The organism is Kitasatospora sp. MAA19, from assembly GCF_029894125.1.
Classification (GTDB): domain Bacteria; phylum Actinomycetota; class Actinomycetes; order Streptomycetales; family Streptomycetaceae; genus Kitasatospora.
The window spans coordinates 455,433-476,633 of sequence record NZ_JARXYZ010000004.1 but is presented as its reverse complement, the minus strand read 5'-3'; the positions used below and the strand labels follow the sequence as shown (position 1 = coordinate 476,633).

General features: G+C 71.8%; 23 protein-coding genes and 2 pseudogenes. 17 read left to right on the top strand and 8 right to left on the bottom strand.

Translation table 11 applies throughout. The features are described 5' to 3' along the window. Positions 1–223 precede the first annotated feature (223 nt). The 3 genes from P3T27_RS10090 (at position 224) to P3T27_RS10080 (ending at position 3,869) form a co-directional block, all read left to right on the top strand. The gene (locus tag P3T27_RS10090) at positions 224–1,624 is read left to right on the top strand and encodes a cystathionine beta-synthase (protein ID WP_280676573.1); all 1,401 of its coding nucleotides are present in this window, start codon (positions 224–226) and stop codon (positions 1,622–1,624) included. A gap of 439 nt (positions 1,625–2,063) precedes the next feature. Further along, on the top strand, positions 2,064–2,402 hold the full coding sequence (locus P3T27_RS10085; protein WP_280676571.1) for a hypothetical protein: 339 nt from the start codon (positions 2,064–2,066) through the stop codon (positions 2,400–2,402). Between the two features lie 180 nt (positions 2,403–2,582). Continuing rightward, a complete protein-coding gene (locus tag P3T27_RS10080; RefSeq protein WP_280676569.1) occupies positions 2,583–3,869 on the top strand; it encodes an Ig-like domain-containing protein in 1,287 nt (428 codons plus the stop codon). A 114-nt stretch (positions 3,870–3,983) separates the two neighbouring features. Here P3T27_RS10080 and msrA read toward each other — a convergent pair whose 3' ends face one another. Beyond that, positions 3,984–4,649, bottom strand: coding sequence for a peptide-methionine (S)-S-oxide reductase MsrA (gene msrA / locus P3T27_RS10075; RefSeq protein ID WP_280676567.1), 666 nt, complete (start codon positions 4,647–4,649; stop codon positions 3,984–3,986). Positions 4,650–4,839: 190 nt separating this feature from the next. Here msrA and P3T27_RS10070 point away from each other — a divergent pair, with 190 nt between their 5' ends. Further along, positions 4,840–5,994 carry a cystathionine gamma-synthase gene (locus P3T27_RS10070; RefSeq protein ID WP_280676565.1) on the top strand — a complete coding sequence of 385 codons (1,155 nt, stop codon included), beginning with the start codon at positions 4,840–4,842 and terminating at the stop codon, positions 5,992–5,994. Positions 5,995–6,007: 13 nt separating this feature from the next. Here P3T27_RS10070 and P3T27_RS10065 read toward each other — a convergent pair whose 3' ends face one another. Next, on the bottom strand, positions 6,008–6,493 hold the full coding sequence (locus tag P3T27_RS10065) for a MarR family transcriptional regulator (protein ID WP_280676563.1): 486 nt from the start codon (positions 6,491–6,493) through the stop codon (positions 6,008–6,010). Positions 6,494–6,615: 122 nt separating this feature from the next. On the opposite strand from P3T27_RS10065, the gene ilvA reads away from it, so the two are divergent. The 3 genes from ilvA (at position 6,616) to P3T27_RS10050 (ending at position 10,025) form a co-directional block, all read left to right on the top strand. Beyond that, the gene (gene ilvA / locus P3T27_RS10060; RefSeq protein WP_280676561.1) at positions 6,616–7,827 is read left to right on the top strand and encodes a threonine ammonia-lyase; all 1,212 of its coding nucleotides are present in this window, start codon (positions 6,616–6,618) and stop codon (positions 7,825–7,827) included. A gap of 274 nt (positions 7,828–8,101) precedes the next feature. Beyond that, positions 8,102–9,166 (top strand): ATP-binding cassette domain-containing protein, encoded by a 1,065-nt coding sequence (locus P3T27_RS10055; RefSeq protein WP_280676560.1) that lies wholly within the window; start codon positions 8,102–8,104, stop codon positions 9,164–9,166. A 1-nt stretch (position 9,167) separates the two neighbouring features. Then, positions 9,168–10,025 carry an ABC transporter permease gene (locus tag P3T27_RS10050; protein WP_280676558.1) on the top strand — a complete coding sequence of 286 codons (858 nt, stop codon included), beginning with the start codon at positions 9,168–9,170 and terminating at the stop codon, positions 10,023–10,025. A gap of 78 nt (positions 10,026–10,103) precedes the next feature. On the opposite strand, the gene greA is transcribed toward P3T27_RS10050, so the two are convergent. Both greA and P3T27_RS10040 read right to left on the bottom strand, forming a co-directional pair. Further along, positions 10,104–10,604 carry a transcription elongation factor GreA gene (greA, locus tag P3T27_RS10045; RefSeq protein ID WP_280676556.1) on the bottom strand — a complete coding sequence of 167 codons (501 nt, stop codon included), beginning with the start codon at positions 10,602–10,604 and terminating at the stop codon, positions 10,104–10,106. Between the two features lie 312 nt (positions 10,605–10,916). Then, positions 10,917–11,330: a DUF4307 domain-containing protein gene (locus tag P3T27_RS10040; protein ID WP_280676554.1), complete on the bottom strand. Its 414-nt coding sequence runs from the start codon at positions 11,328–11,330 to the stop codon at positions 10,917–10,919. Between the two features lie 240 nt (positions 11,331–11,570). On the opposite strand from P3T27_RS10040, the gene mca reads away from it, so the two are divergent. From mca to P3T27_RS10025, 3 genes and pseudogenes are all read left to right on the top strand, one after another. Next, entirely contained in the window at positions 11,571–12,476 is a 906-nt protein-coding gene (gene mca / locus P3T27_RS10035; protein ID WP_280676552.1) for a mycothiol conjugate amidase Mca, read from the top strand. Positions 12,477–12,525: 49 nt separating this feature from the next. Next, on the top strand, positions 12,526–12,717 hold the full coding sequence (locus P3T27_RS10030; protein WP_280676550.1) for a hypothetical protein: 192 nt from the start codon (positions 12,526–12,528) through the stop codon (positions 12,715–12,717). A gap of 59 nt (positions 12,718–12,776) precedes the next feature. After that, positions 12,777–12,905: pseudogene (locus tag P3T27_RS10025) on the top strand (DUF255 domain-containing protein); the annotation flags it as partial. A 360-nt stretch (positions 12,906–13,265) separates the two neighbouring features. Here the strand turns inward: P3T27_RS10025 and P3T27_RS10020 are convergent. Then, positions 13,266–13,838: a helix-turn-helix domain-containing protein gene (locus P3T27_RS10020; protein ID WP_280676548.1), complete on the bottom strand. Its 573-nt coding sequence runs from the start codon at positions 13,836–13,838 to the stop codon at positions 13,266–13,268. 120 nt (positions 13,839–13,958) lie between these two features. Between P3T27_RS10020 and P3T27_RS10015 the strand changes: the two genes are divergently transcribed. Together P3T27_RS10015 and P3T27_RS10010 are read left to right on the top strand one after the other, a co-directional pair. Further along, entirely contained in the window at positions 13,959–14,399 is a 441-nt protein-coding gene (locus P3T27_RS10015) for a nuclear transport factor 2 family protein (protein ID WP_280676546.1), read from the top strand. An 87-nt stretch (positions 14,400–14,486) separates the two neighbouring features. Next, the gene (locus tag P3T27_RS10010; protein WP_280676544.1) at positions 14,487–14,909 is read left to right on the top strand and encodes a DUF1214 domain-containing protein; all 423 of its coding nucleotides are present in this window, start codon (positions 14,487–14,489) and stop codon (positions 14,907–14,909) included. A 409-nt stretch (positions 14,910–15,318) separates the two neighbouring features. Here the strand turns inward: P3T27_RS10010 and P3T27_RS10005 are convergent, their stop codons facing one another. Beyond that, positions 15,319–15,912, bottom strand: coding sequence for a helix-turn-helix domain-containing protein (locus tag P3T27_RS10005; RefSeq protein ID WP_280676542.1), 594 nt, complete (start codon positions 15,910–15,912; stop codon positions 15,319–15,321). Between the two features lie 131 nt (positions 15,913–16,043). Here P3T27_RS10005 and P3T27_RS10000 point away from each other — a divergent pair, with 131 nt between their 5' ends. After that, positions 16,044–16,904 (top strand): SDR family oxidoreductase, encoded by an 861-nt coding sequence (locus P3T27_RS10000; RefSeq protein WP_280676540.1) that lies wholly within the window; start codon positions 16,044–16,046, stop codon positions 16,902–16,904. A 156-nt stretch (positions 16,905–17,060) separates the two neighbouring features. Next, a complete protein-coding gene (locus tag P3T27_RS09995; RefSeq protein WP_280676538.1) occupies positions 17,061–17,429 on the top strand; it encodes a hypothetical protein in 369 nt (122 codons plus the stop codon). Here the strand turns inward: P3T27_RS09995 and P3T27_RS09990 are convergent. Then, positions 17,386–18,237 (bottom strand): LysR substrate-binding domain-containing protein, encoded by an 852-nt coding sequence (locus P3T27_RS09990; RefSeq protein WP_280676536.1) that lies wholly within the window; start codon positions 18,235–18,237, stop codon positions 17,386–17,388. The genes P3T27_RS09995 and P3T27_RS09990 overlap by 44 nt on opposite strands. A gap of 82 nt (positions 18,238–18,319) precedes the next feature. Here P3T27_RS09990 and P3T27_RS09985 point away from each other — a divergent pair, with 82 nt between their 5' ends. From P3T27_RS09985 to P3T27_RS09975, 3 genes and pseudogenes are all read left to right on the top strand, one after another. Then, positions 18,320–18,829, top strand: coding sequence for a cupin domain-containing protein (locus P3T27_RS09985; RefSeq protein WP_280676533.1), 510 nt, complete (start codon positions 18,320–18,322; stop codon positions 18,827–18,829). Positions 18,830–18,935: 106 nt separating this feature from the next. Beyond that, a complete protein-coding gene (locus P3T27_RS09980) occupies positions 18,936–19,298 on the top strand; it encodes a DoxX family protein (RefSeq protein ID WP_280676531.1) in 363 nt (120 codons plus the stop codon). 120 nt (positions 19,299–19,418) lie between these two features. Next, positions 19,419–19,553, top strand: a pseudogene (locus tag P3T27_RS09975) ((2Fe-2S) ferredoxin domain-containing protein); the annotation flags it as partial. A 190-nt stretch (positions 19,554–19,743) separates the two neighbouring features. Here P3T27_RS09975 and P3T27_RS09970 read toward each other — a convergent pair. Then, a complete protein-coding gene (locus P3T27_RS09970) occupies positions 19,744–20,682 on the bottom strand; it encodes an alpha/beta hydrolase (RefSeq protein WP_280676529.1) in 939 nt (312 codons plus the stop codon). Between the last annotated feature and the right edge of the window lie 519 nt (positions 20,683–21,201).

The window sequence follows — 21,201 nt, the reverse complement described above, 5'->3', positions numbered from 1 at the left end:
CGATGCCCCCTTCGCGTCCTCGTGCCGCCCCCTCCGGGGCCATGGAGATGCCTGCACACCCCTCCTACCCGCGCGGGGGCCCGGGCTACCTGCGGGGGTGGGCCATTGGGGGAGAGGCGGGGCCGGCGGCGGGTGGGGCGGAAGGGAGGGCTGGGGCGGGCGGCACACCCTAGGCTTTGCAGTACCGAAAGCACTCGCATGCCCACAGACCGGGAGGACCCCCGTGCGGTACCACAACTCGATCATCGACCTGGTCGGCAACACGCCACTGGTCAAGCTGAACAAGGTCACCGAGGGCATCAGCGCGACAGTGCTGGCGAAGGTCGAGTACTTCAACCCCGGCGGCTCCGTGAAGGACCGCATCGCGATGCGCATGATCGAGGCCGCCGAGGCCTCGGGCGCCCTGAAGCCGGGCGGCACCATCGTCGAGCCGACCTCCGGCAACACCGGTGTCGGTCTGGCGATCGTGGCCCAGCAGAAGGGCTACAAGTGCATCTTCGTCTGTCCGGACAAGGTGTCCACGGACAAGATCAACACCCTCCGCGCGTACGGCGCCGAGGTGGTCGTCTGCCCCACCGCCGTGGCCCCGGAGCACCCGGACTCGTACTACAACGTCTCCGACCGGCTCGTCCGGGAGACCCCGAACGCCTGGAAGCCGGACCAGTACTCCAACCCGGACAACCCGGCCTCGCACTACCACTCCACCGGCCCGGAGCTGTGGGAGCAGACCGACGGTCGGATCACCCACTTCGTGGCGGGCGTCGGCACCGGCGGCACCATCTCCGGCACCGGCAACTACCTGAAGGAGGTCTCGGGCGGCAAGGTCAAGGTGATCGGCGCCGACCCGGAGGGCTCGGTCTACTCGGGCGGCACCGGCCGGCCGTACCTGGTCGAGGGCGTCGGTGAGGACTTCTGGCCGACCGCCTACGACCGCAGCGTCGCCGACGGCATCGTCGCCGTCTCCGACAAGGACTCCTTCCAGATGACCCGCCGTCTGGCCAAGGAGGAGGGCCTGCTGGTCGGCGGCTCCTGCGGCATGGCCGTGGTGGCCGCGCTGGAGGTGGCCAAGGAGCTCGGTCCGGACGACGTCGTGGTGGTGCTGCTGCCGGACGGCGGCCGCGGCTACCTGTCCAAGATCTTCAACGACGACTGGATGGCCGACTACGGCTTCCTGCCCTCGTCCACCGACGAGGCGCACATCGGCGAGGTGCTGGCCCGCAAGGAGGCCATCGAGCACGAGGGCATCCCGCAGTTCGTCCACATGCACCCGAACGAGACGGTCGCCGAGGCGGTCCGGGTGCTGCGCGAGTACGGCGTCTCGCAGATGCCGGTGGTCTCCCCGGGGGCCGGGCACCCGGACATCATGGCCGGCGAGGTGATCGGCTCGGTGGCGGAGAAGCTGCTGCTGGAGGGCGTCTTCGCGAAGGAGATCGAGCTGACCGACACGCTGGACCGGGTGATGTCCAAGCCGCTGCCGGTCGTCGGCTCGGGCGAGACGGTCACCAACCTGATGACCGTGCTGGAGAAGGCCGACGCCGCGGTGGTGCTGGTGGAGGGCAAGCCGAAGGGCATCGTCACCCGCCAGGACCTGCTGGGCTTCCTCGCCGGTCGCGCCGCGCACTGACCCGCGGCCGTCCCGGGCGCGGTCCGCGCACCGGTTCGCCCACGGGCGAAGTGGTACACCGGCGTCACGTGCCCGCAGCACGGGGTTAACAACCGTCCGGCATCGTGGTGGTCAACGGCAAGACGCCGAGCGAGACGACGGCAACCGTCCGGGAGCGGCTCCCCGGCGGACGCGGTCGGCTCCGGACACGTCGGGCGGTCCTGACCCGGCCCGCCGTGTCCGCCCTCCCGTCCGGTAACCCGGGGGAGAGGGGCCGTCCGTGGGAGGCGCCGTCGTCCCGCCCCTGCCCGGCTGCGGCCGGTCGACAGGGTGCGGCGGCTCCCGCGGCACTCCGCGCCGCACGGCGCGTCTCCGCGGCTCCCGGGTGGGGGAGCCCAGGCGGAGAGCGGCAGGGCCGGTCCTTCTCCGAGGGACCGGCCCTTCCCGTACCCTCGCACGCATGACCAGCACTGAAACGACCGACCAGGACGCACCGCGCTACGTCCGGCTCAAGATCGAGCTCATCGCGGAGATCACCGACGAGGGCGCGCTCAAGGCGGCCGCCCTGAAGCAGGTGACCGAGGACGAGTACCTGGACGACGACGAGCGCGCCCAGTCCGTCGACGCCATCGAGGTGGACCCGTCGGGTTCGCTCGCCCACTTCATCGACCCGGTGGCGCTGCTCGGCGATGTGCCGGGCGTCGAGCTGGCCTCGGCGACCTGGGAGTCGGCGCAGACCGAGTTCGACCCCGAGACCGAGGAGTGGGACGAGTACGTGGTGGACGAGTCCGCCGAGTAACGGCCTTTCGTCACCGCTCGTGAACGCCCGGTCTGCTCTGCAGGCCGGGCGTTTTGTCCCTGTTCGGCGGGAAGTTGGGTCATCTCATACGATCGCTTACCCTTCGGTGGTGGAACCGTGTGCGGGCGGATTGCGTTTCTGTATCCGTAAATGCCCGGATGATCAGCAGGGAGACGCGACGTGACGGCACGGGACGGCCAGGGGCTGGCAAGCGGGGGCAGCTGGAGCCGGCGCGGAGTGCTCGCGGGCCTGATCGGGGCGCCCGTCCTGCTGCTGGCGGCCTGCAACGACACCAAGGGCACCGACGCCAACGGCTCGGGTGGCTCCGGTGGCTCGGGCGGCGCCAGCGGGACACCGGCCGGCGGCGGCTCGGCCAGCAGCTCGCCGAAGACCTCCGTCGCCGTCATCACCGTCACCCCCGCGGACGGCGCCGCCGCCGCCAGCTTCAGCGAGCCGGTCAAGGTCACCGTCAGCAACGGCACCCTGGGCACCGTCAAGGTCACCGACTCCACCGGCAAGGAGCTGGCCGGCCAGCTCGCCGCCGACGGCACCGGCTGGACCTCGGCCACCGCCCCCGCCAGCGGTACCAAGTACACCGTGGCCGCCACCGCCCTGGACAAGGACAAGCTGGAGGCGGACGCCAACGCCACCTTCACCACGGCCACCCCGGCCAACACCTTCGTCGGCTACTTCACGCCGGAGGACGGCTCGGTCGTCGGCGTCGGCATGCCCGTCTCGATCAACTTCAGCAAGCCGGTCACCGACAAGAAGGCCGTCCAGCAGGCGATCACCGTGATAGCCGAGCCGGGCGTCGAGATCGTCGGGCACTGGTTCTCCAGCACCCGCCTCGACTTCCGGCCGCAGGAGTACTGGGCCAAGGGCACCCAGGTCACCCTCAAGCTCCGGCTCAAGGACGTCGAGGGCGCCAAGGGCGTGTACGGCACCCAGTCCAAGGACGTCCGCTTCACCATCGGCCGTGCCCAGACCAGCGTCGCCGACCTCGCCACCAAGAAGCTCACCGTCACCACCGACGGCCAGGTCAGCGCCGTCTACAAGATCTCCGGCGGGGCGCCCGACCACCGCACCTGGGGCGGCAAGATGGTGATCTCCGAGCAGTTCCAGCAGACCCGGATGAACTCGCAGACCGTCAACCTCGGCAGCGAGTACGACATCGCGGACGTGCCGCACGCCCAGCGGCTCACCACCTCGGGCACCTTCATCCACGGCAACTACTGGTCCTCGCCGTCGATCTTCGGCGGCCAGAACACCAGCCACGGCTGCATCGGCCTGCGGGACGCCCAGGGCGCGCAGGACGGCAGCACGGACGGCTACAAGTTCTACAAGAGCTCGATGATCGGCGACGTGGTCGAGGTCGCGAACTCCGGCGACAAGACCGTCGCCCCGGACAACGGCCTGAACGGCTGGAACCTCGGCTGGGCCGAGTGGAAGGCCGGCAGCGCGATCTGACACCCGGCGATTCCCGGGAATCGCCGAACACGCTCCGGGCGGACCGCACCTCGCGGTCCGCCCGGAGCGTGTTTCGGCGGTGCGGCCCGGCCGTCCGACGAGCGGCCCGGGCGGTCAGTCCCGGGTGCGGGCCACCCCGATCGGGCAGGAGGCGCCGGTGCCGCCGAGACCGCAGTAGCCGTTCGGGTTCTTGGCCTCGGACAGGTACTGCTGGTGGTACGGCTCGGCCGGGTAGAACGGGCCGGCCGGGGCGATCTCGGTGGTGATCGGCCCGTAGCCGAGCGCGGTCAGGGCGGGCTGGAACGCGTCCCGGGTGGCGGCGGCGGTGGCGGCCTGCGCGGGGGAGTGGGTGTAGACGGCGGAGCGGTACTGGGTGCCGACGTCGTTGCCCTGGCGGTTGCCCTGGGTCGGGTCGTGCGCCTCCCAGAACGTCTGCAGCAGCCGCTCGTAGGAGATCTGCGCGGGGTCGAACACCACCCGGACCGCCTCGGTGTGCCCGGTCAGCCCGCTGCACACCTCCTCGTACGTCGGGTTGGGGGTGTAGCCGCCCTGGTAGCCGACCAGCGTCGTCCAGACGCCGGGCAGGCGCCAGAACGTCCGCTCGGCTCCCCAGAAGCAGCCCAGCCCGAAGTCGGCCACCTCCAGGCCGTCCGGGTACGGGCCGGTGAGCGGGTGGTCGAGCACGGTGTGCGGCCCGCCCGGGGCGAAGGCCGGCGACTCCCGGCCGGGCAGCGCCTGGTCGGCGGGGACGAGCGAGGTCTTGTGGCGGTCGAACAGCACGGCCTGCTCCTGCGGGGTAGGGAGGGTTGCGCAGGATTCAACGCGGCGGGCCGCCCCCGGATTCCGGCGCCGCCCGGGTCCGCGGCGGGGCGGGCCGTTCCGGCGGGTGTCCGGGCGTACCGCCGCCGGGGATTGTCCGGTCCTTCGCACGCCCGGCGGGAACTGTCAGACAGGCCTTAGGCTCGGACCCATGACCGAGCACCAGCTTCCCCAGGGCTTCGAGACCCTCGCCATCCACGCGGGTCAGGAAGCAGACCCCCAGACCGGGGCCGTCGTCACGCCGATCTACCAGGTGTCCACCTACAAGCAGGACGGGGTGGGCGGCCTGCGGGGCGGCTACGAGTACAGCCGTAGCGCCAACCCGACCCGTACCGCGCTGGAGGAGTGCCTCGCCGCGCTGGAGGGCGGTGCCCGCGGCCTCGCCTTCGCCTCCGGCCTGGCCGCCGAGGACACCCTGCTGCGCACCATCCTCAAGCCGGGCGACCACATCGTGATCCCCAACGACGCCTACGGCGGCACCTTCCGGCTGTTCGCCAAGGTGCTGACCCGCTGGGGCGTCGAGTTCTCCGTGGCCAACACCCAGGACCTGGCCACCGTCCGCGCCGCGCTGCGCCCCAACACCCGCGCGGTCTGGGTGGAGACCCCGTCCAACCCGCTGCTGGGCATCACCGACCTGGCCGCGCTCGCCGAGATCGCGCACGGCGCCGGCGCGCTGCTGGTGGTCGACAACACCTTCGCCAGCCCGTACCTGCAGCAGCCGATCGCGCTCGGCGCGGACGCGGTCGTGCACTCCACCACCAAGTACATGGGCGGCCACTCCGACGTGGTCGGCGGTGCGCTGGTGCTGGCCGACGCGGGGCTGGGCGAGGAGGTCGCCTACCACCAGAACGCCATGGGCGCCGTCTCCGGGCCGTTCGACGCCTGGCTGGTGCTGCGCGGCATCAAGACGCTGGGTGTCCGGATGGACCGGCACAGCGCCAACGCGGAGAAGGTCGTCGAGCTGCTGGCGAGCCACCCGAAGGTCAGCCAGGTGCTCTACCCGGGCCTGCCCGGGCACCCCGGCCACGACATCGCGGCCAAGCAGATGAAGGCCTTCGGCGGCATGGTCTCGTTCCGGGTCGCGGGCGGCGAGCAGGAGGCCGTCGAGGTCTGCAACCGCACGCAGCTGTTCACCCTCGGCGAGTCGCTCGGCGGCGTGGAGTCGCTGATCGAGCACCCGGGCCGGATGACCCACGCCTCGGTGGCAGGCTCGCCGCTGGAGGTGCCGTCCGACCTGGTGCGCGTCTCGGTCGGCATCGAGTCGGCCGACGACCTGCTCGCCGACCTCAGGCAGGCGCTGGGCTGAGCCCTGCCGGGCGCTACTGCTGGCCCTGCTGGTCCGCCGTGTACGACTCCATCGCGTGGTTGAAGCGGGCCAGCAGGGCGCAGAACGCCTGCTGCTCCTCGGGTGGCCAGCCGGCCACCAGTCGGCGGGTCAACTCGGCCCGGCCGTCCCGGACTTCGGCCAGCCGGCCGGAGCCGACCGGGGTCAGCGCGAGGCGTACGGCGCGGCGGTCGGCCGGGTCCTGGACCCGGCCGACCAGCCCGCCCGCGACCAGTGGGGCGACCTGCCGGGTCACCGTGGAGGAGTCGACGCCGAGGGATTCGGCCAGCGCCTTGACGTTGGCGGGCCCGTGCCGCTCCAGGCGGTCGAGCAGCAGGTAGGCGGCCCGGTCCAGCGCGCCGACGCCGCCGCCGGAGGTCCGGACCTGCTCCATCCTGCGGGCGAACACCGCCAGCTGGTACTGGAGTCGGGCGTGCACGGGGTCGGTGCGGTCGGTGGCCTGGGGCGAGGTCGTCGTCATCGCGGCTCACGATCGTCGTGCGGTGAGGGAGGCTCAGAAGCAGCAGCGTACGCGCGCGGAGCGGGCCCGGGAACAGCCCCGGCATCCCGGATTGCCGGTGTCGACCACCGTAGGCTGGCGTTATGCACAACTGGCCGGTCACCCTCGACGACGTCCGCGGAGCCCAGAAGATGCTCGCCGGGGTCGCCCGGGTGACGCCGATGGAGAGCAGCCGGCACCTGTCCGGGCTGATCGGCGCACCGGTCCACCTGAAGTGCGAGAACCTCCAGCGCACCGGCTCGTTCAAGCTGCGCGGGGCGTACGTGCGGATCGCCGGGCTCTCGCCGGTGCAGCGGGCCGGCGGGGTGGTGGCGGCGAGCGCCGGGAACCACGCGCAGGGCGTGGCGCTGGCGGCCGCGCTGCTGGGGGTGCACTCGACCGTGTTCATGCCGGTCGCGGCGCCGCTGCCCAAGATCGCGGCCACCCGCGAGTACGGCGCCGAGGTGCGGTTGCACGGCGCCACGGTGGACGAGGCGCTGCAGGCCGCGCAGCGGTACTCGGAGGCCACCGGCGCGGTGTTCATCCACCCCTTCGACCACTGGGACGTGGTCACCGGCCAGGCGACCGTCGGGCTGGAGATCCTGGAGCAGTGTCCCGAGGTCCGCACCATCCTGGCCGGGGTGGGCGGCGGCGGCCTGCTGGCCGGGATCGCGGCGGCGGTCAAACCGCTGCGGCCGGACATCCGAGTGGTGGGGGTGCAGGCGGCGGGCGCGGCCGCGTACCCGCCCTCGCTGGCGGCCGGGCGGCCGGTGTCGCTGGAGCACTTCGCCACGATGGCCGACGGGATCATGGTCGGCCGGCCCGGGGACATCCCGTTCGAGGTGGTCAACACGCTGGCGGACGGCGTCCGGACGGTCTCCGAGGAGTCGCTCTCGCGGGCCCTGCTGCTCGGCCTGGAACGGCTGAAGCTGGTGGTCGAACCGGCCGGGGCGGCCCCGATCGCGGCGCTGCTGGAGCGGCCGGACTCCTTCGAGGGCCCGGTGGTGGCGGTGCTGTCCGGCGGCAACATCGACCCGCAGCTGATGCAGCGGGTGCTGCGGCACGGGCTGGCGGCGGCCGGGCGCTACCTCTCGCTGCGGGTGCGGCTGGCGGACAAGCCGGGCGCGCTGGCCGACCTGCTGGGCGTGCTGACCCGGCTGGACGCCAACGTGCTGGACGTCGCGCACGTGCGGATCGACCCGCGGCTGGGGCTGACCGAGGTCGAGGTGGACCTGCACCTGGAGACCAAGGGGCCGGAGCACTGCGCGGCCGTGGTCGGCGAGCTGCGGGACTCCGGGTACGTCGTCTCCGGCTGAGGCCCGTCCGGCCGGGGCTGCCGTGCGCCCGTTCGAGGCCCGTCCGCCGGGGCTGCCGTTCGTCCGGCCGGGGGCTGCCGTTCCCGGGGTGGGTGTCAGTGGTCCCTGGCACGATGGCGGAGTCATTTCCCTTGACGCGATATATCGCGTACTGCCACACTCGCGATACATCGCGTTCTGTGTCCCGGGAGCGAAACCGAAGTCGCCCGTGCGCCTGAAAGCCGGGCGGAGTGGGACAGATCGCCCCTATTCGTCCGAGGAGATGAGGCAGGCCATGGCGCCAGCCATCCAAGCCGAGAACCTGGTGAAGACCTTCGGCGACGTACGAGCCCTGGACGGCGTCAGCCTCGACGTCCCCGAGGGCACGGTGCTCGGGCTGCTCGGCCCGAACGGTGCCGGCAAGACCACCACCGTGCGCGTCCTCACCACCCTGCTGCGCCCCGACTCCGGTCGCGCGGTGGTCGCCGGCGTCGACGTGCTCAAGCACCCCAACAAGGTCCGCAGCCTGATCGGCCTGTCCGGCCAGTACGCGGCGGTCGACGAGTACCTGACCGGCTTCGAGAACCTCCAGATGGTGGGCGAGCTCTACCAGATGAGCGCCCGCGAGGCGAAGGCCCGCGCGCTGGAACTGCTGGAGTGGTTCAACCTCGGCGAGGCCAAGGACCGCACCGCCAAGACCTACTCCGGCGGTATGCGCCGCCGCCTGGACCTCGCCGCCGCGCTGGTCGTCCGGCCGCCGGTGATGTTCCTCGACGAGCCGACCACCGGCCTCGACCCGCGCAACCGGCTCGCGCTCTGGGAGGTCATCGAGACCCTGGTCGAGCAGGGCACCACGCTGCTGCTCACCACCCAGTACCTGGAGGAGGCCGACCGGCTCGCGCACGACATCGCCGTCGTCGACCACGGCCGGGTGATCGCCCGCGGCACCGCCGACCAGCTCAAGGCCCAGATCGGCGGCGAGCGGATAGAGGTCGTGGTGCACGAGCCGGGCCTGGTCGCCGACGCGGTCGCGGCGCTGTCCGGGTACGCGCTGGGCGAGCCGGCGGTGGAGAAGAACACCCGCAGGATCACCGTGCCGGTCAGCGGCGGCGCCCGGGTGCTCGCCGACGCCATCCGCGAACTGGACTCCCGCGGCATCGAGATCGACGACATCGGCCTGCGCCGCCCGACCCTGGACGACGTCTTCCTCACCCTCACCGGCCACGTCGCCGAGGCGGCGGAGGAGGGGAACGGCGCCGACCCCGGGGGCCGCGGCCGCAGTGGCCGGGGTCAGGGCGGGCCGGCCGCCGACGGACCGGGACCGGACAAGCAGGCCGTCGCGGCCGGAAGGGAGCACTGAGATGAGTACCGCCACCGAGCACGCCATCGGCGCGGCGATGCCCAGGCAGCGCCGGGGCGCGGCCGCCACCCTGCACGACTCCTGGGTGGTCGCCAAGCGCAACCTGCGCCGGATGACCAGGATCCCCGAGATCGTGGTCTTCGGGCTGATGCAGCCCGTCATGTTCGTCCTGCTGTTCTCGTACGTCATGGGCGGGGCGATCCAGATCCCCGGGACGAACGCCGGCTCCGGTACGTACATCCAGTTCCTGATGGCCGGGATCTTCGCCCAGACCGTCACCTTCGCCACCGCCGGCGCCTCGGCCGGCATCGCGGAGGACATGACCAAGGGCCTGGTGGACCGCTTCCGCTCGCTGCCGATGGCCCGCTCGGCGGTGCTGGTCGGCCGCACCCTGGCGGACCTGTGCCAGACCGCGTTCACCGTGATCGTGCTGGCCGCGGTCGCGCTGCTGGTCGGCTGGCGGATCCACGACGGCGTGCTCAACGCGCTCGGCGCCTTCGCCCTGCTGCTCCTGCTCGGCTACGCGTTCTCCTGGATCGGCGCGCTGATCGGCCTCTCGGTGCGCAGCCCCGAGGCGGCCACCTCGGCCGGCCTGATCTGGCTGTTCCCGCTGACCTTCGTCTCCAACGCCTTCGTGCCGGTCAGCTCGATGCCGGGCTGGCTGCAGGGGGTCGCGTACTGGAACCCGTTCAGCGCCACCGTGCAGGCCTGCCGCGACCTGTTCGGCAACCAGGTCGGCCCGGTGGACAGCGCCTGGCCGATGCAGCACGCGGCCCTGGTGTCGGTGCTCTGGTCGGTGCTGATCACCGTGGTGTTCTCCTGGCTGTCGGTGCGCAAGTACCGCTCGGCCGTGGGCTGAACCGCGCCCGGTACGCCGCGAGGGCGGCCGCGGAGTCCCTGGACTCCGCGGCCGCCCTCGTCGGTTCGTGCGGCCGGGTCAGCCGGCGTGCGGCACGACCTTGACGATCTTCACCATCGCGGGCTTGCCGTTCGGCAGCTCGTAGGTGGCCTCGTCGCCGATCTGCTTGCCGTCGATCGCGCGGCCCAGCGGCGACTGCGGCGAGTAGACGTCCAGCGCGTCGGAGTTGGCCACCTCGCGCGAGGCGAGCAGGAACTCCATGGTGTCGCCCTCGTCGCCGTCGAAGGCGACCGTGACGATCATGCCCGGGGCCACCACGCCCGAGTCGGCCGGGGCCTCGCCGACCTTCGCGCGCTCCAGCAGCTGGGTCAGCTGGCGGATGCGCAGCTCGTACTTGCCCTGCTCCTCCTTGGCCGCGTGATAGCCGGCGTTCTCCTTGAGGTCGCCCTCCTCGCGCGCCGCCTCGATCTTCTGGGCGATCTCGATGCGCCAGGGCCCGGTCAGATGATCCAGCTCGGCCTTGAGCTGGTCGTAGCCGGCCTGAGTGAGCCAGGTCACGTTCTCACTGGTCTGGGTCACGGGTGCTCCTCGTAGGTGCTGGGGCTGTGCTGAGGGTGTGAGTCGTCAGCAGGGTTAGTGGTGATATCGGTCGTAACTACAAAGCAACGCCCGCTCCCGTACCATCCGGTGCGGAAGGGGCGAAACCACGAGCCTAACAAGTCCTGCCGACAAGCAGAAGGGTCGTTGGCGCGCCATTGACGTCGGCGTCGCGCCACGGTGTGCAACGGCGGTGGACCGGGCCGGGGAGGGGACTTCCTACGGATGCCCGTTCTCCCGCTCGACTATGCGCCGGGTGCGGGGCCGAGTGCCGGTGACACCCCGGTGGCGGGCCTACTTCGCGGGCGTACAGCCGAGCAGCTCGGCGGTGGTGCCGCGGGCGGTGGTCCGCAGCGTCACCACGGCCTCGTAGCTGGAACCGTCCGCCGGGACCGGGAAGTCGGCCACCCCGACCACCGCACCGTCCGAACCCTGCGAGCGGACCGTGCAGCTGCCGGCCGTGCCGTCGCTCTTGCGTACCGCCAGGTGCAGCTGGACCTCGGAGTCCGAGACCGTCTGGAAGATCGGCACCGAGCCGTTGATCTTGGTCTCGCGCAGCAGGTAGGAGCCCCCCAGCCAAACCACCAGGCCCAGGCCCAGCACGCCGCAGACCGCGCCGACCACCTTCAGGCGGCGGTCCGAATCGCGGTCGCCGCGCCGGCCGTAGCGCCCCTCGGGCAGCTGCGGGGTGGTGGTGCTCGCGTTCATCGGACCCAGTCCTCTCCTGAGGGGAGGGCCGCGTGGGTGGTGCGGGGGAATGCGACGCTCCTCCAGTCCGTCACTATAGGAGGGGCACGCCCACGGCCGGTCCGGCGGGGGCGGGGCTCGACCGGTCCGGAACACGTCCGCGGCCGGTCCCGCGTTGACGCGGCCCCGAGGTGAGCGGCTCGTACGGTGGGCGGACCGGACTTCGCGGAACGCCCGATGATGTGGAAGGAACGCAAGGCGTTGACTGAGCAGTTGCGACTGATGGCGGTGCACGCCCACCCGGACGACGAGTCCAGCAAGGGCGCGGCCACCATGGCCATGTACGTCGAGCAGGGAGTGGACGTGCTCGTGGCCACCTGCACGGGGGGCGAACGCGGGTCGGTTCTCAACCCCAAGCTGCAGGGGGACCCGTACATCGAGGAGAACATCCACGAGGTGCGCCGCAAGGAAATGGACGAGGCCCGGGCGATCCTGGGCGTCAAGCAGGCCTGGCTGGGCTTCGTCGACTCCGGCCTGCCCGAGGGGGACCCGCTGCCCCCGCTGCCCGAGGGCTGCTTCGCCCTGCAGGACGTGAAGGAGGCGGCCGAGCCGCTGGTCCGGCTGATCCGCGAGTTCAAGCCGCAGGTCATCACGACCTACGACGAGAACGGCGGCTACCCGCACCCGGACCACATCATGACCCACAAGATCACCATGCTGGCCTTCGACGCCGCCGGTGACCCGGACGCCTACCCGGAGGCCGGCGAGCCCTGGCAGCCGCTGAAGGTCTACTACAACCACGGCTTCCCGATGGGCCGCATCCGCGCCCTGCACCAGTACCTCACCGAGCACGGCCACGACTCGCCGTACGGCGAGTGGATCGAGGGCTGGGAGAAGAGCGGCCGCAAGGAGCGCGAGATCACCACCCGGGTGCAGTGCGGCGACTGGTTCGAGACCCGCGACCGCGCCCTGATCGCGCACGCCACCCAGATCGACCCCGACGGGCCGTGGTTCCGCGTCCCGCTGGACGTCCAGCGCGAGGTCTGGCCCACCGAGGACTACGAGCTCGCCCGTACCCTGATCGACGTGGACCTGCCGGAGGACGACCTGTTCGCCGGCCTGCGCACCCCCACCCTGGCGGCGGAAGCCGCCGACACGCGCGACTGACCCACCCCCCGATGGCCCGGCTCCGCGTGAGCCGGGCCACCATAGAGATATGAGCGCCCCCGTGAACTTCGTCAACCTCGCCGCCGATCTCGCCGTCGACGACGCCAAGGTCACCCCCGGTCTCCTCGGCTTCGTCGTCTTCGCCGCCCTCGGCGTGGCGACGTGGTTCCTCGCCAAGTCGATGAACCGGCAGTTCAAGAAGGTCGACTTCGCGGAGGAGCCGGAGTCCCCCAAGGAGTGACACTCCGGCCCCCGGCCGGGCGCTGATGCGCGAAGGTGCCGATGCGCGAGGACGGGTGCATGCCGAACCGTCTCGCGGACGCGACCTCGCCGTACCTGCTGCAGCATGCCGAGAGCCCGGTCGACTGGCGGCCGTGGGGGGTGGAGGCGTTCGGGGAGGCCCGGCGGCGGGGCGTGCCCGTCCGGCTGCCCGACCCCGCGCAGATGCCCCGCTCGGAGGAGGTCCACGCCAACCTGATCGACCGGCAGTCCACCGCCCGGCAGGACCTCGTCCTCGCCGAGGCCGGGAGCGAGGCCCCGGTCGTCGGGCGTGGCGGGCGTGGGGAGGTTCGCATGGCGTGCGTCGAGGCCTTCGGCCACTCCGTGGAGGCCGGCTCCCGAGCTGACGGCCTGTCTCCGGGAAGCGACTGAAGGTGGCGCGGGCGTCGCGGCACGGGCGGGCACTCGGGCATGGGCGCGGTGGGAACGCGACCCGCGAAGCGAGACCAACTCGTTCGGTCAGGCCAAGGTTCACCACGGTTCAGGATGCGAGGACGCAAGACGGGCCGGTCAGCGTGGCCGCAGCCCGTCGAAGACCACCGCGAAGATCCGCTCCCGGGCCGACACGTCGTTCCCGAGGTGCTCCATCGTCGTGGTCGTACCGACCAGCAGGGCGATGAGCTCTGGCAGGCCCAGCTCCGGGCGGACCGCCCCGGCCCGCTGCGCCCCGGCCAGCAACTCGGCGAGCCGCGCCCGGATCGCCGCGCTGGACTCTTGCAGGGCCGCGTGCGCGTCCACACCGGCGGCGGCGAGCGCTTGGGCGAACTCGCTCTTGCCCGCGGACTGCTCGACCACCAGGCGGAAGCAGTCGAAGAACGTCTCGGCGGGAGCGGACTCGGCGGGCAGCTGTGCCGCCTGGGCGGCGATCGTCTCCAGCCTGCGCATCATCACGGCTTCCAACAGCGCTTCCTTGGTCGGGAAGTGCCGGAAGAGCGTGCCCACCCCGACCCCGGCGGCCCGGGCGATCTCCTCGGTTGGCACGCCGACGCCGCGGGTGGCGAACACCTGCGTGGCGACGTCCAGCAGCCTGGCCCGGTTGCGGGCCGCGTCCGCCCGCAGCGGGCGTTCCTGAGCGCCGCTCATCTCTCCCACTCTTTCCTGTCGGCGGCGAAGCCGCACTGGACAAACGGAGTTGCTAGTCCGTATCGTTGAAACCGGAGTCGCTAGTCCGATTCTAGCGACAGATCCCGCTGGGGGTTGATCATGTCCGAAACACTGTCACCTCGTGAGGTCTTCGCGAAGCTGCTCGAGGGTATCGGCGCGGGGCGGTTCGCGGAGCTCGCGGACCTCTACGCCGAGGACGCCGTGGTGGAGATCGCGTTCGCGCCCGTCGGACCGCACCGGCTCGAGGGGCGGGCTGTGATCGAGGAGCGGTTCATGGAACTCGCCACGAGCGTCCCCGTGGAGCTGACCCCGGTGAACGTGGTGATCCGGGAAACCGACGACCCGGAGGTGATCGTCAACGAATGGGACTACCAGGTGCATCACCGGGCGACCGGGCGGACCTTCAGGGCCGCCAACATCCAGGTGCTTCGTGTCCGCGACGGCCTGATCGTCAGCAGCCGGGACTTCCACGACCACTTGGCCCTCGCCGTGGCCGGCGGCAACCTACCGCAGCTGGTGGAGGCGTTGGAAAGCAAGTGACGCGGGTCGTCCGCGGCCGCACTGGCACTCGACCAGGCTGTGGCCGCCGGGCAGAATCGCATCACCACCCACACCGCCTCGGCTGCGGTGAACGGTTGGATCTTCGACAGGACCGGTGTCGGCACCTACGGCACGGACTACGACCAGCGCGCCTACATCGCGTGGACCGCGCTGGGCGCCAACCTGCCCCAGGACGCGATCTACCAGAACACCATCGCCCAGGCCGCCGACGGCAACGGCAACCGCATCCGCTACACCCTCCACCTTCCCGCGCTGCCCACCGTCGAGGCGTTCTGGTCCGTCACCGCCTACGGCGCCGACAGCTTCCCCGTCGAGAACATCGCCAAGATCTACTCCCTGGGCCACCAGATCCCCCCCGGGGCAGCAGACCCCCTTGAATCCCAACCTGGACGGCTCCTGCGACATCGCCGTTCAGCACGGCGACCCCAACCCGGACGCGGGCCCCGAGCACCCCTCGCCCAACTGGCTCCCGATCCCCCGCCGCGGTGAGTTCTTCCTCACCCTGCGTCAGTACGTGCCCCAGACCGTCCCCATCTGGACCCCGCCGACTCTGACTCCGCTGACCCCGTCGAGCGGCGAGTAGCCGAGAGCGGACAGCACTGTGCCCCGCCGGATCCTCGGATCCGGCGGGGCACAGTGCTGTCCGGGTGCGACGGCGACGTCTCCTCGGTCGGCCGTGGGGAGAGGAGGCGATCAGTGCCCCGGGGCCGTCGCGGCAAGCCGTGCGGCCGCCGTCAGGGTCCGCAACGGTCGTATCGCGGCTGCTGGTACGGGTCCTCGCCGTTGTGACCTGCGACCGGTGCCGTGCCCCCTCGGAGGGCACGGCAGGTCCACGATCAGTTGGAGGTCGCGTCGCGGCGCTTGGGTCGGGGGTTCGCCCCGGTGGCCGGCGTCCAGGTCAGGCCCGCACGTCGGGCTCGGCGCCGAGGGCGGCCGCGCGAGCCTGCAGGTCCCGCAGTGCCGTGTGGGCGATCTCGGTGTAGGGCTGCCGGTTCTCCGGTTCCGCCCAGCGGGCGAAGGCGGTGCTGAAGGCGAGGACGCCCAGCTCGGAGGCCAGGTGTGCGGTGGTGTCGTCGGCTCCGCGTGCTCGCAGGGCGTCGGCGATGGCGGAGCTGAGGCCGGCGCGCTTGAGGAGCTCACGTTCTCGGAGTTCGCAGGTGGCGGCGATGAGCGCCCGGCGCTGAAGGGCGAGGTCGTGGCGCTCGGGCGTGAACGCGGGGGCGGCGGAGTCCAGTGCCGCGGCGAGGCAGGCGGCGATGGTCGCCGTGGGTGCACTGGCCCGGATCGCGTCGCTGAAGCGTTGCGCCAGCATGTCCTGCCCGCCGAACAGCACTTCTCGCTTGTCGGCGTAGTGCCGGAAGAACGTGCTCTTGGTCAGCCCCGCGCGGTCCGCGATCTCGTTGACGGTGGTGGCGTCGTACCCACGCTCGGCGAACAGCGCCAGCGCGGCGCGCTCCAGGCGCTCCCGCGCGTTCGGTTCCCATCTGGCCATGGCGACATCCTAAGTGATGACACCCAGTCCCATCGCGAGCTACGGTGAAAGCAGTGACGGGACCAACTCCCATCACCTGACCCGGCCGGGCCCTGCCCTGCCGTGCCCCCACCACACCCCATGGAGTCACCGTGCGCGTCTTCATCACCGGCGGAACCGGCCTCATCGGCTCGGCCGTCGTCGCCGAACTGCTCTCCGCGGGACACTCGGTCACCGCCCTTGCCCGCTCCGACGCCTCCGCGGCGCACGCCAAGGCCGCCGGCGCCGAGGTGCTCCGCGGCGCACTCGCCGACCTCGCCGTGCTGCGAGCCGGCGCGGAGGGGGCCGACGGCGTCGTCCACCTCGCCTTCAGCAACGACTTCAGCTCACCCGAGGCCCTGGCCCAGGGCATCGCCGAGGAGGCCGCCACCCTCGTCGGCACGGACCGCCCGCTCGTCACCGTGGCCGGCACGCCCTACCTGCCGGGGCGCGCTTCCACCGAGGACGACGCCATGCCGACCGAGGGGCCGGTCGCCGGCCGCAGCCGGTCGGTGACCCGTGCGCTCGAACTCGCCTCACAGGGCGTGCGCAGCTCGGCGGTACGGCTTCCGCGCACGGTCCACAACGAGGGCCGGGGCGGTTTCGCCGGGCTGCTCACCGACATCGCCCGCCGTACCGGCGTCGCCGGGTACCCCTCGGACGGCGCGCAGCGCTGGCCGGCCGTCCACGCGCGGGACGCCGCCGTGCTGTTCCGGCTCGCCCTGGAGCAGGCCCCGGCCGGAAGCTCCTGGCACGCCGTCGCCGACGAGGGCGACGCGGTCCGCGACATCGCCGCGGTCGTCGGCCGACGGCTCGGCCTGCCCGTCGAGTCGGTACCGCAGGAGAACTTCGGCCCCCTCGGCGCGATTCTCGCGGCCGACCAGCCCGCGTCCAGCGCCCGCACCCGCGCCGCCCTCGGCTGGCAGCCGACCCACCCGAGCCTGCTCGCCGACCTGGAGAACATCGAACCCTGAGACGCGCCCGGACGGCCCTGACGCCCGACCGGCGCCCGACCGCGCTCCGCGCAAGCACGACGGCCGGGCGTCGGAGCACCGTCGAAGTCACCGACGAGTACCTCGTGACCCCCACTGCCGGACGGCGCCAGGCCCGGAGCCTGCGCGCCGCCCGGCATGCTGCGCGGCGCGTACTCCGAGGACCCGCCGCTGTTCTCCTCGGAGATCCAGCCCGCCTACGGCCAGGGCATGAACCAGGTCATCGGCCCCTGGTTCGAGCTGATGCACAAGTACCTCGGCGACCAGTGGTCGGCCGGCGACCGGCCGGGCCTGAAACGAGCCATGGCCACCGACCTGCCGCCGGCACGCGCGTGGGGCCTGGCGGCGATGGGCGACTTCCCGGGCGGGGACGAACCACCCCAGACGTTCGAGGAGTACGACCCCGAGTGGGCCCGCGCGCCCCGGGCCCACTGGGGTGTACTCGGGGCCGCCGGGAGCGCGCTCACTCGCGGTAGACGGTGGTCGCGATCCGGACGAACGAGCTGATCAGTGGGTTCGGGTCGCCCTCTTTCCATGCTGCGACCATGCGGCTAGGCGGCATGTCGGTCAGCGGCACCACGGTGAGACCGTGCGCCGGTTCGTGGTCCAGGAGGGTCATGCCGACCGTGCTGTTCCACAGGACGGCCTGTCGGCATTCCTGGACGGCGCGCACCACCGGGCCCTCGCGGGGCTCTCCGCCGTTCCAGTACGACTGCCAGTCGGGGTCGGTGCCCTGCGGGAACCGGAACCAGCGGCGGTCGGCCAGGTCGGCCAGCTTCAGGCCGTCATGGCGGGCCAGCGGGTCGTCGGCGCGCAGTAGTGCTCCGACCGGGTCGGTGCGCAGCTGGTGCACACTCAGGCCGGTCTCGTCGAAGGGCCCGCGGGTCAGGGCGATGTCGACCAGGTGGGCGTGCAGCCCGCAGGTGGGGTCGGTCAGGTCGGTCTCGCGGATGCGGACCTCGACGTGCGGGTGCCGGCGGCGGTAGGCGGCGGCCAGCCGGGTCACTGCCGGGTCGGTGCTGTCGCCCAGGAGGCCGACGGTGAGGGTCGCGGTGCCGGCTGCCGTGGCCACCCGGTCCTGTACCCGGTCGGCGTGGTCGAGCAGGGCGTGGGCCTCGTCGAGCAGGACCGTCCCGACCGGGGTGAGGGTGACGCCGGCGGAGGATCGGTCGAACAGGGTGGCGCCGAGCTCGGTCTCCAGCTGCTTGATCGCCCGGCTCAGGGGCGGCTGGCTCATGTGCAGCCGCAAGGCGGCCCGGCCGAAGTGGAGTTCCTCGGCGACCGCCACGAAGTAGCGCAGCGTGCGTAGCTCCATGGCAGCGACGATACCCGCACGGTATCGAGATCCCGGAACGGGTCTTGGACACCCGCCGGGCCCCGGCAGTGGAATGAGGAGTATGAGTGACGCACCGAAAGCCAGTGAGCCGGGTGCCGACCCCGCCGTATCGGTGGTCGGTCCGGGCGACGGCGAGATGATCATCCTGGGCACTACGCGCCTGCGCGTCCTGGAGGACGGCAGCAACACCGGGCACCGCCTCGGGATCGCCGAGTCCGTCCTCGCCCCGCACACACCCGGACCGCCTCAGCACCGGCACGCCCAGCACGACGAGGGCTTCTACGTCATCTCCGGCACCGTGCGGTTCACGGTCGGAACGAAGCACTACGACGCGTCGGCGGGCACGCTCGTGATGGTCCCGCCCGGAGCCCCGCACACCTTCGCCAACCTGACCGACCAACCGGCCGTCATGCTCAGCACGTTCACGCCGGACCTGTACGTGCAGTACTTCCGGGACCTGCAGGACATGATCGCCGCCGGCCAGGCACTGACCCCACAGGCGAACATCCGGACGATGAGCCGCTACGCCACCGAGCCCGCCACTGAGTTCGCCGAGCGGCCGGAGGGATGACGAGGCCCACCTGGCCATGCCGTACCCGCACTGCCGGGGCGGACTTCGCCGGTGCTGCCCTGGTGACGGGTGGTCACCTACACCTGGTAATCATGGATTGGGACTCATGAACGTCGCCTACTGGATCGTGGCCGGCCTGCTCGCTCTCTTCTCCCTCTACGGGGGCGGAGTGAAGGTGGTCCGCAGCCGTGAGCGGCTCCGGCCGATGATGGCCTGGGTGGACAGCACCCCGATGCCCGCCGTCCGGGCCATCGGGATCATCGAAGTGCTCGGCGCCATCGGGCTGATCCTCCCGCCACTGACCGGCATCGCTCCCTGGCTCGCCCTGGCCGCCGCCGTCGGCTTCGTGGTCCTGCAGCTCGGCGCGACCAGGGTCCACCTGAGGATGGGCGACCGCCAGATCGCCCTCAACATCACGCTCCTCCTCGCAGCGGCCGTGACCGTCGGGTTGGCCACGACGTGGCTGTGACCCCAGGAAGATCGAGCTCTCAGGAGGTTTCATGGCATCGATGACCACGGGCTTCACTCATCGGCGGGTGCCCTCGCCCGCCGGCCGGATGCACCTGGTGGAGCAGGGCAACCTGACCGTGTCCAGCCCTCCGCGGAAGGCCGCAGAGGCGGCGCTCGCCCCGTCTGGCTCGGCCTGGGGAACGACCCCGGCACCACCCGCGAGATCACCGCCTGCGTCAAGGCGGGTGGCCCCGGTCTCGCCGACCCACCCGACACGCCGGGCTTCGAACGGGCCGTAGCGATCGGCCACGACGGTCGTACCTCAGCTCTCGGCCGCAAGAGCCGCCCCGGGCACCGTGGTCACGTCCGAGGCCGTGCCCCATGGGCGGCCCGCGTTCGGCAGGTGCCGACAGCAGGTGCCGAGCACGGTTGCGTGAGTCGTCGCGAAGGGGCTGCGAGTCCGACTACCGGACCTGGTTCACCATGTCCTGCACGGCGTTGATGACCACGTCCGGCCGGTCGGTGGGGATGTCGTGCGAGCTGTTCTCGGCGACGACGAGGTGCCGGTTGGGTGCGGCGTCCACGAAGTCCTGTTGGGCCTGGCGCCACAGCTGTGCGTCGTCGGGTGTCGGGAACGGGGTCTGGGAGGAGACGATCGCGGTGGCCGGGACGCTCCGGGGCCAGACAAGCTTGTGGTACGCGAGGTGGACGGGGCCGTAGTCGGCGGCCTCGGCGAGGAGTTGGCGGGTTGCCCGGGTCTGGGGGGCTTGCCGGAGCGCGTCGAGCTGAGGGGTGTTCGCGGCGACGAGCTTGGCGGTCTCGCTGTCGGTGAAGAACTGCGGGAGGTTGGCGTCGACCAGGACGGCGCCGGCGATCCGGTCCGGGTGCTGCTGGACGAAGGCGGTGGCGATCTCACCGGCGAGGGAGTGGGAGACCAGGACGACGTTCTTGGTGATGCCGAGCTGGGTGAGGCCGGCGGCGAGGTCGGCGGCGGCGTTCTGGGCCTTCCACGGGCCGGGTGCGTCGTCGCTCTTTCCTTCGCCGGTGCGGTCGTACGTGATGACCTCGGACCCGGTGTTCTTGGCGAGTTCGGGCGCGAGCTTGTTCCAGTACGAGGCGTCGAGTCCGCCGCCGGCGTCCAGCACGATGGCAGGGAGGCGGCCGGGTGTGACGTAGAAGGCCAGCTTGTGGCCTTCGTTGGTGATCATGTGGAGCGAGGGCTCAACGGCAGCCGCCGTGGAGGAGGTCGCGCCGGGGGTGGTCCCGGTCGTGGTTGTGGCCGGGCGGGGGTCCTGCGTCTTGGCCGTGCCGCAGGCGCTGAGGGTGCCGGCCGTGACAGTGACGCCGGCCAGGGCGAGCGCTGCGTACCGGAGCCGGCGGCGAGGTGTGGTGGGGACGGCCACGGGAGTACCTTTCGCGAGGGACGGACCGCCGATGCGCGGGGATCCGGAGTCGCCGGCAAGTCCGCTGACATGAGGGTCTTCTGACACTCCCCAGCCTGCTCGCGCAATCCGCCGGGGTGCGATGGTGCGGGCCACCGGGTCCTCCGGGGGCTGGCCCTACCCTCAGGGAGGGGGTAACCGCCGCTTGGGGCGATGGGCCGCCTGGTGTGGGCTCGGTCGTCCGCCGTGTTCCGCAACAGCCGATGCAAGGCCGGACAGGCCGCCTGGCGGTCGGTGACGGACGTCCTGCCGGCCGGTGGCGTCGACCAGCGCGGCGCCTCGACCGGCTGAGGGCTCAGCCGCGCGCGCCCGGGTCGGCGGTCGTCCAAGGCCGACCCTCCTGAGACGCGCCCATCGGCCAGGGACCGGACCCCGGCAGACGTCCGTATCGGGTGCCGCTGAGCGTACCGACGCTCACTCCGTCCGCCCAATGACGCTGAGATTCCACGGATTTGACGCTGCGGTGCGAGCGTGCCGGCC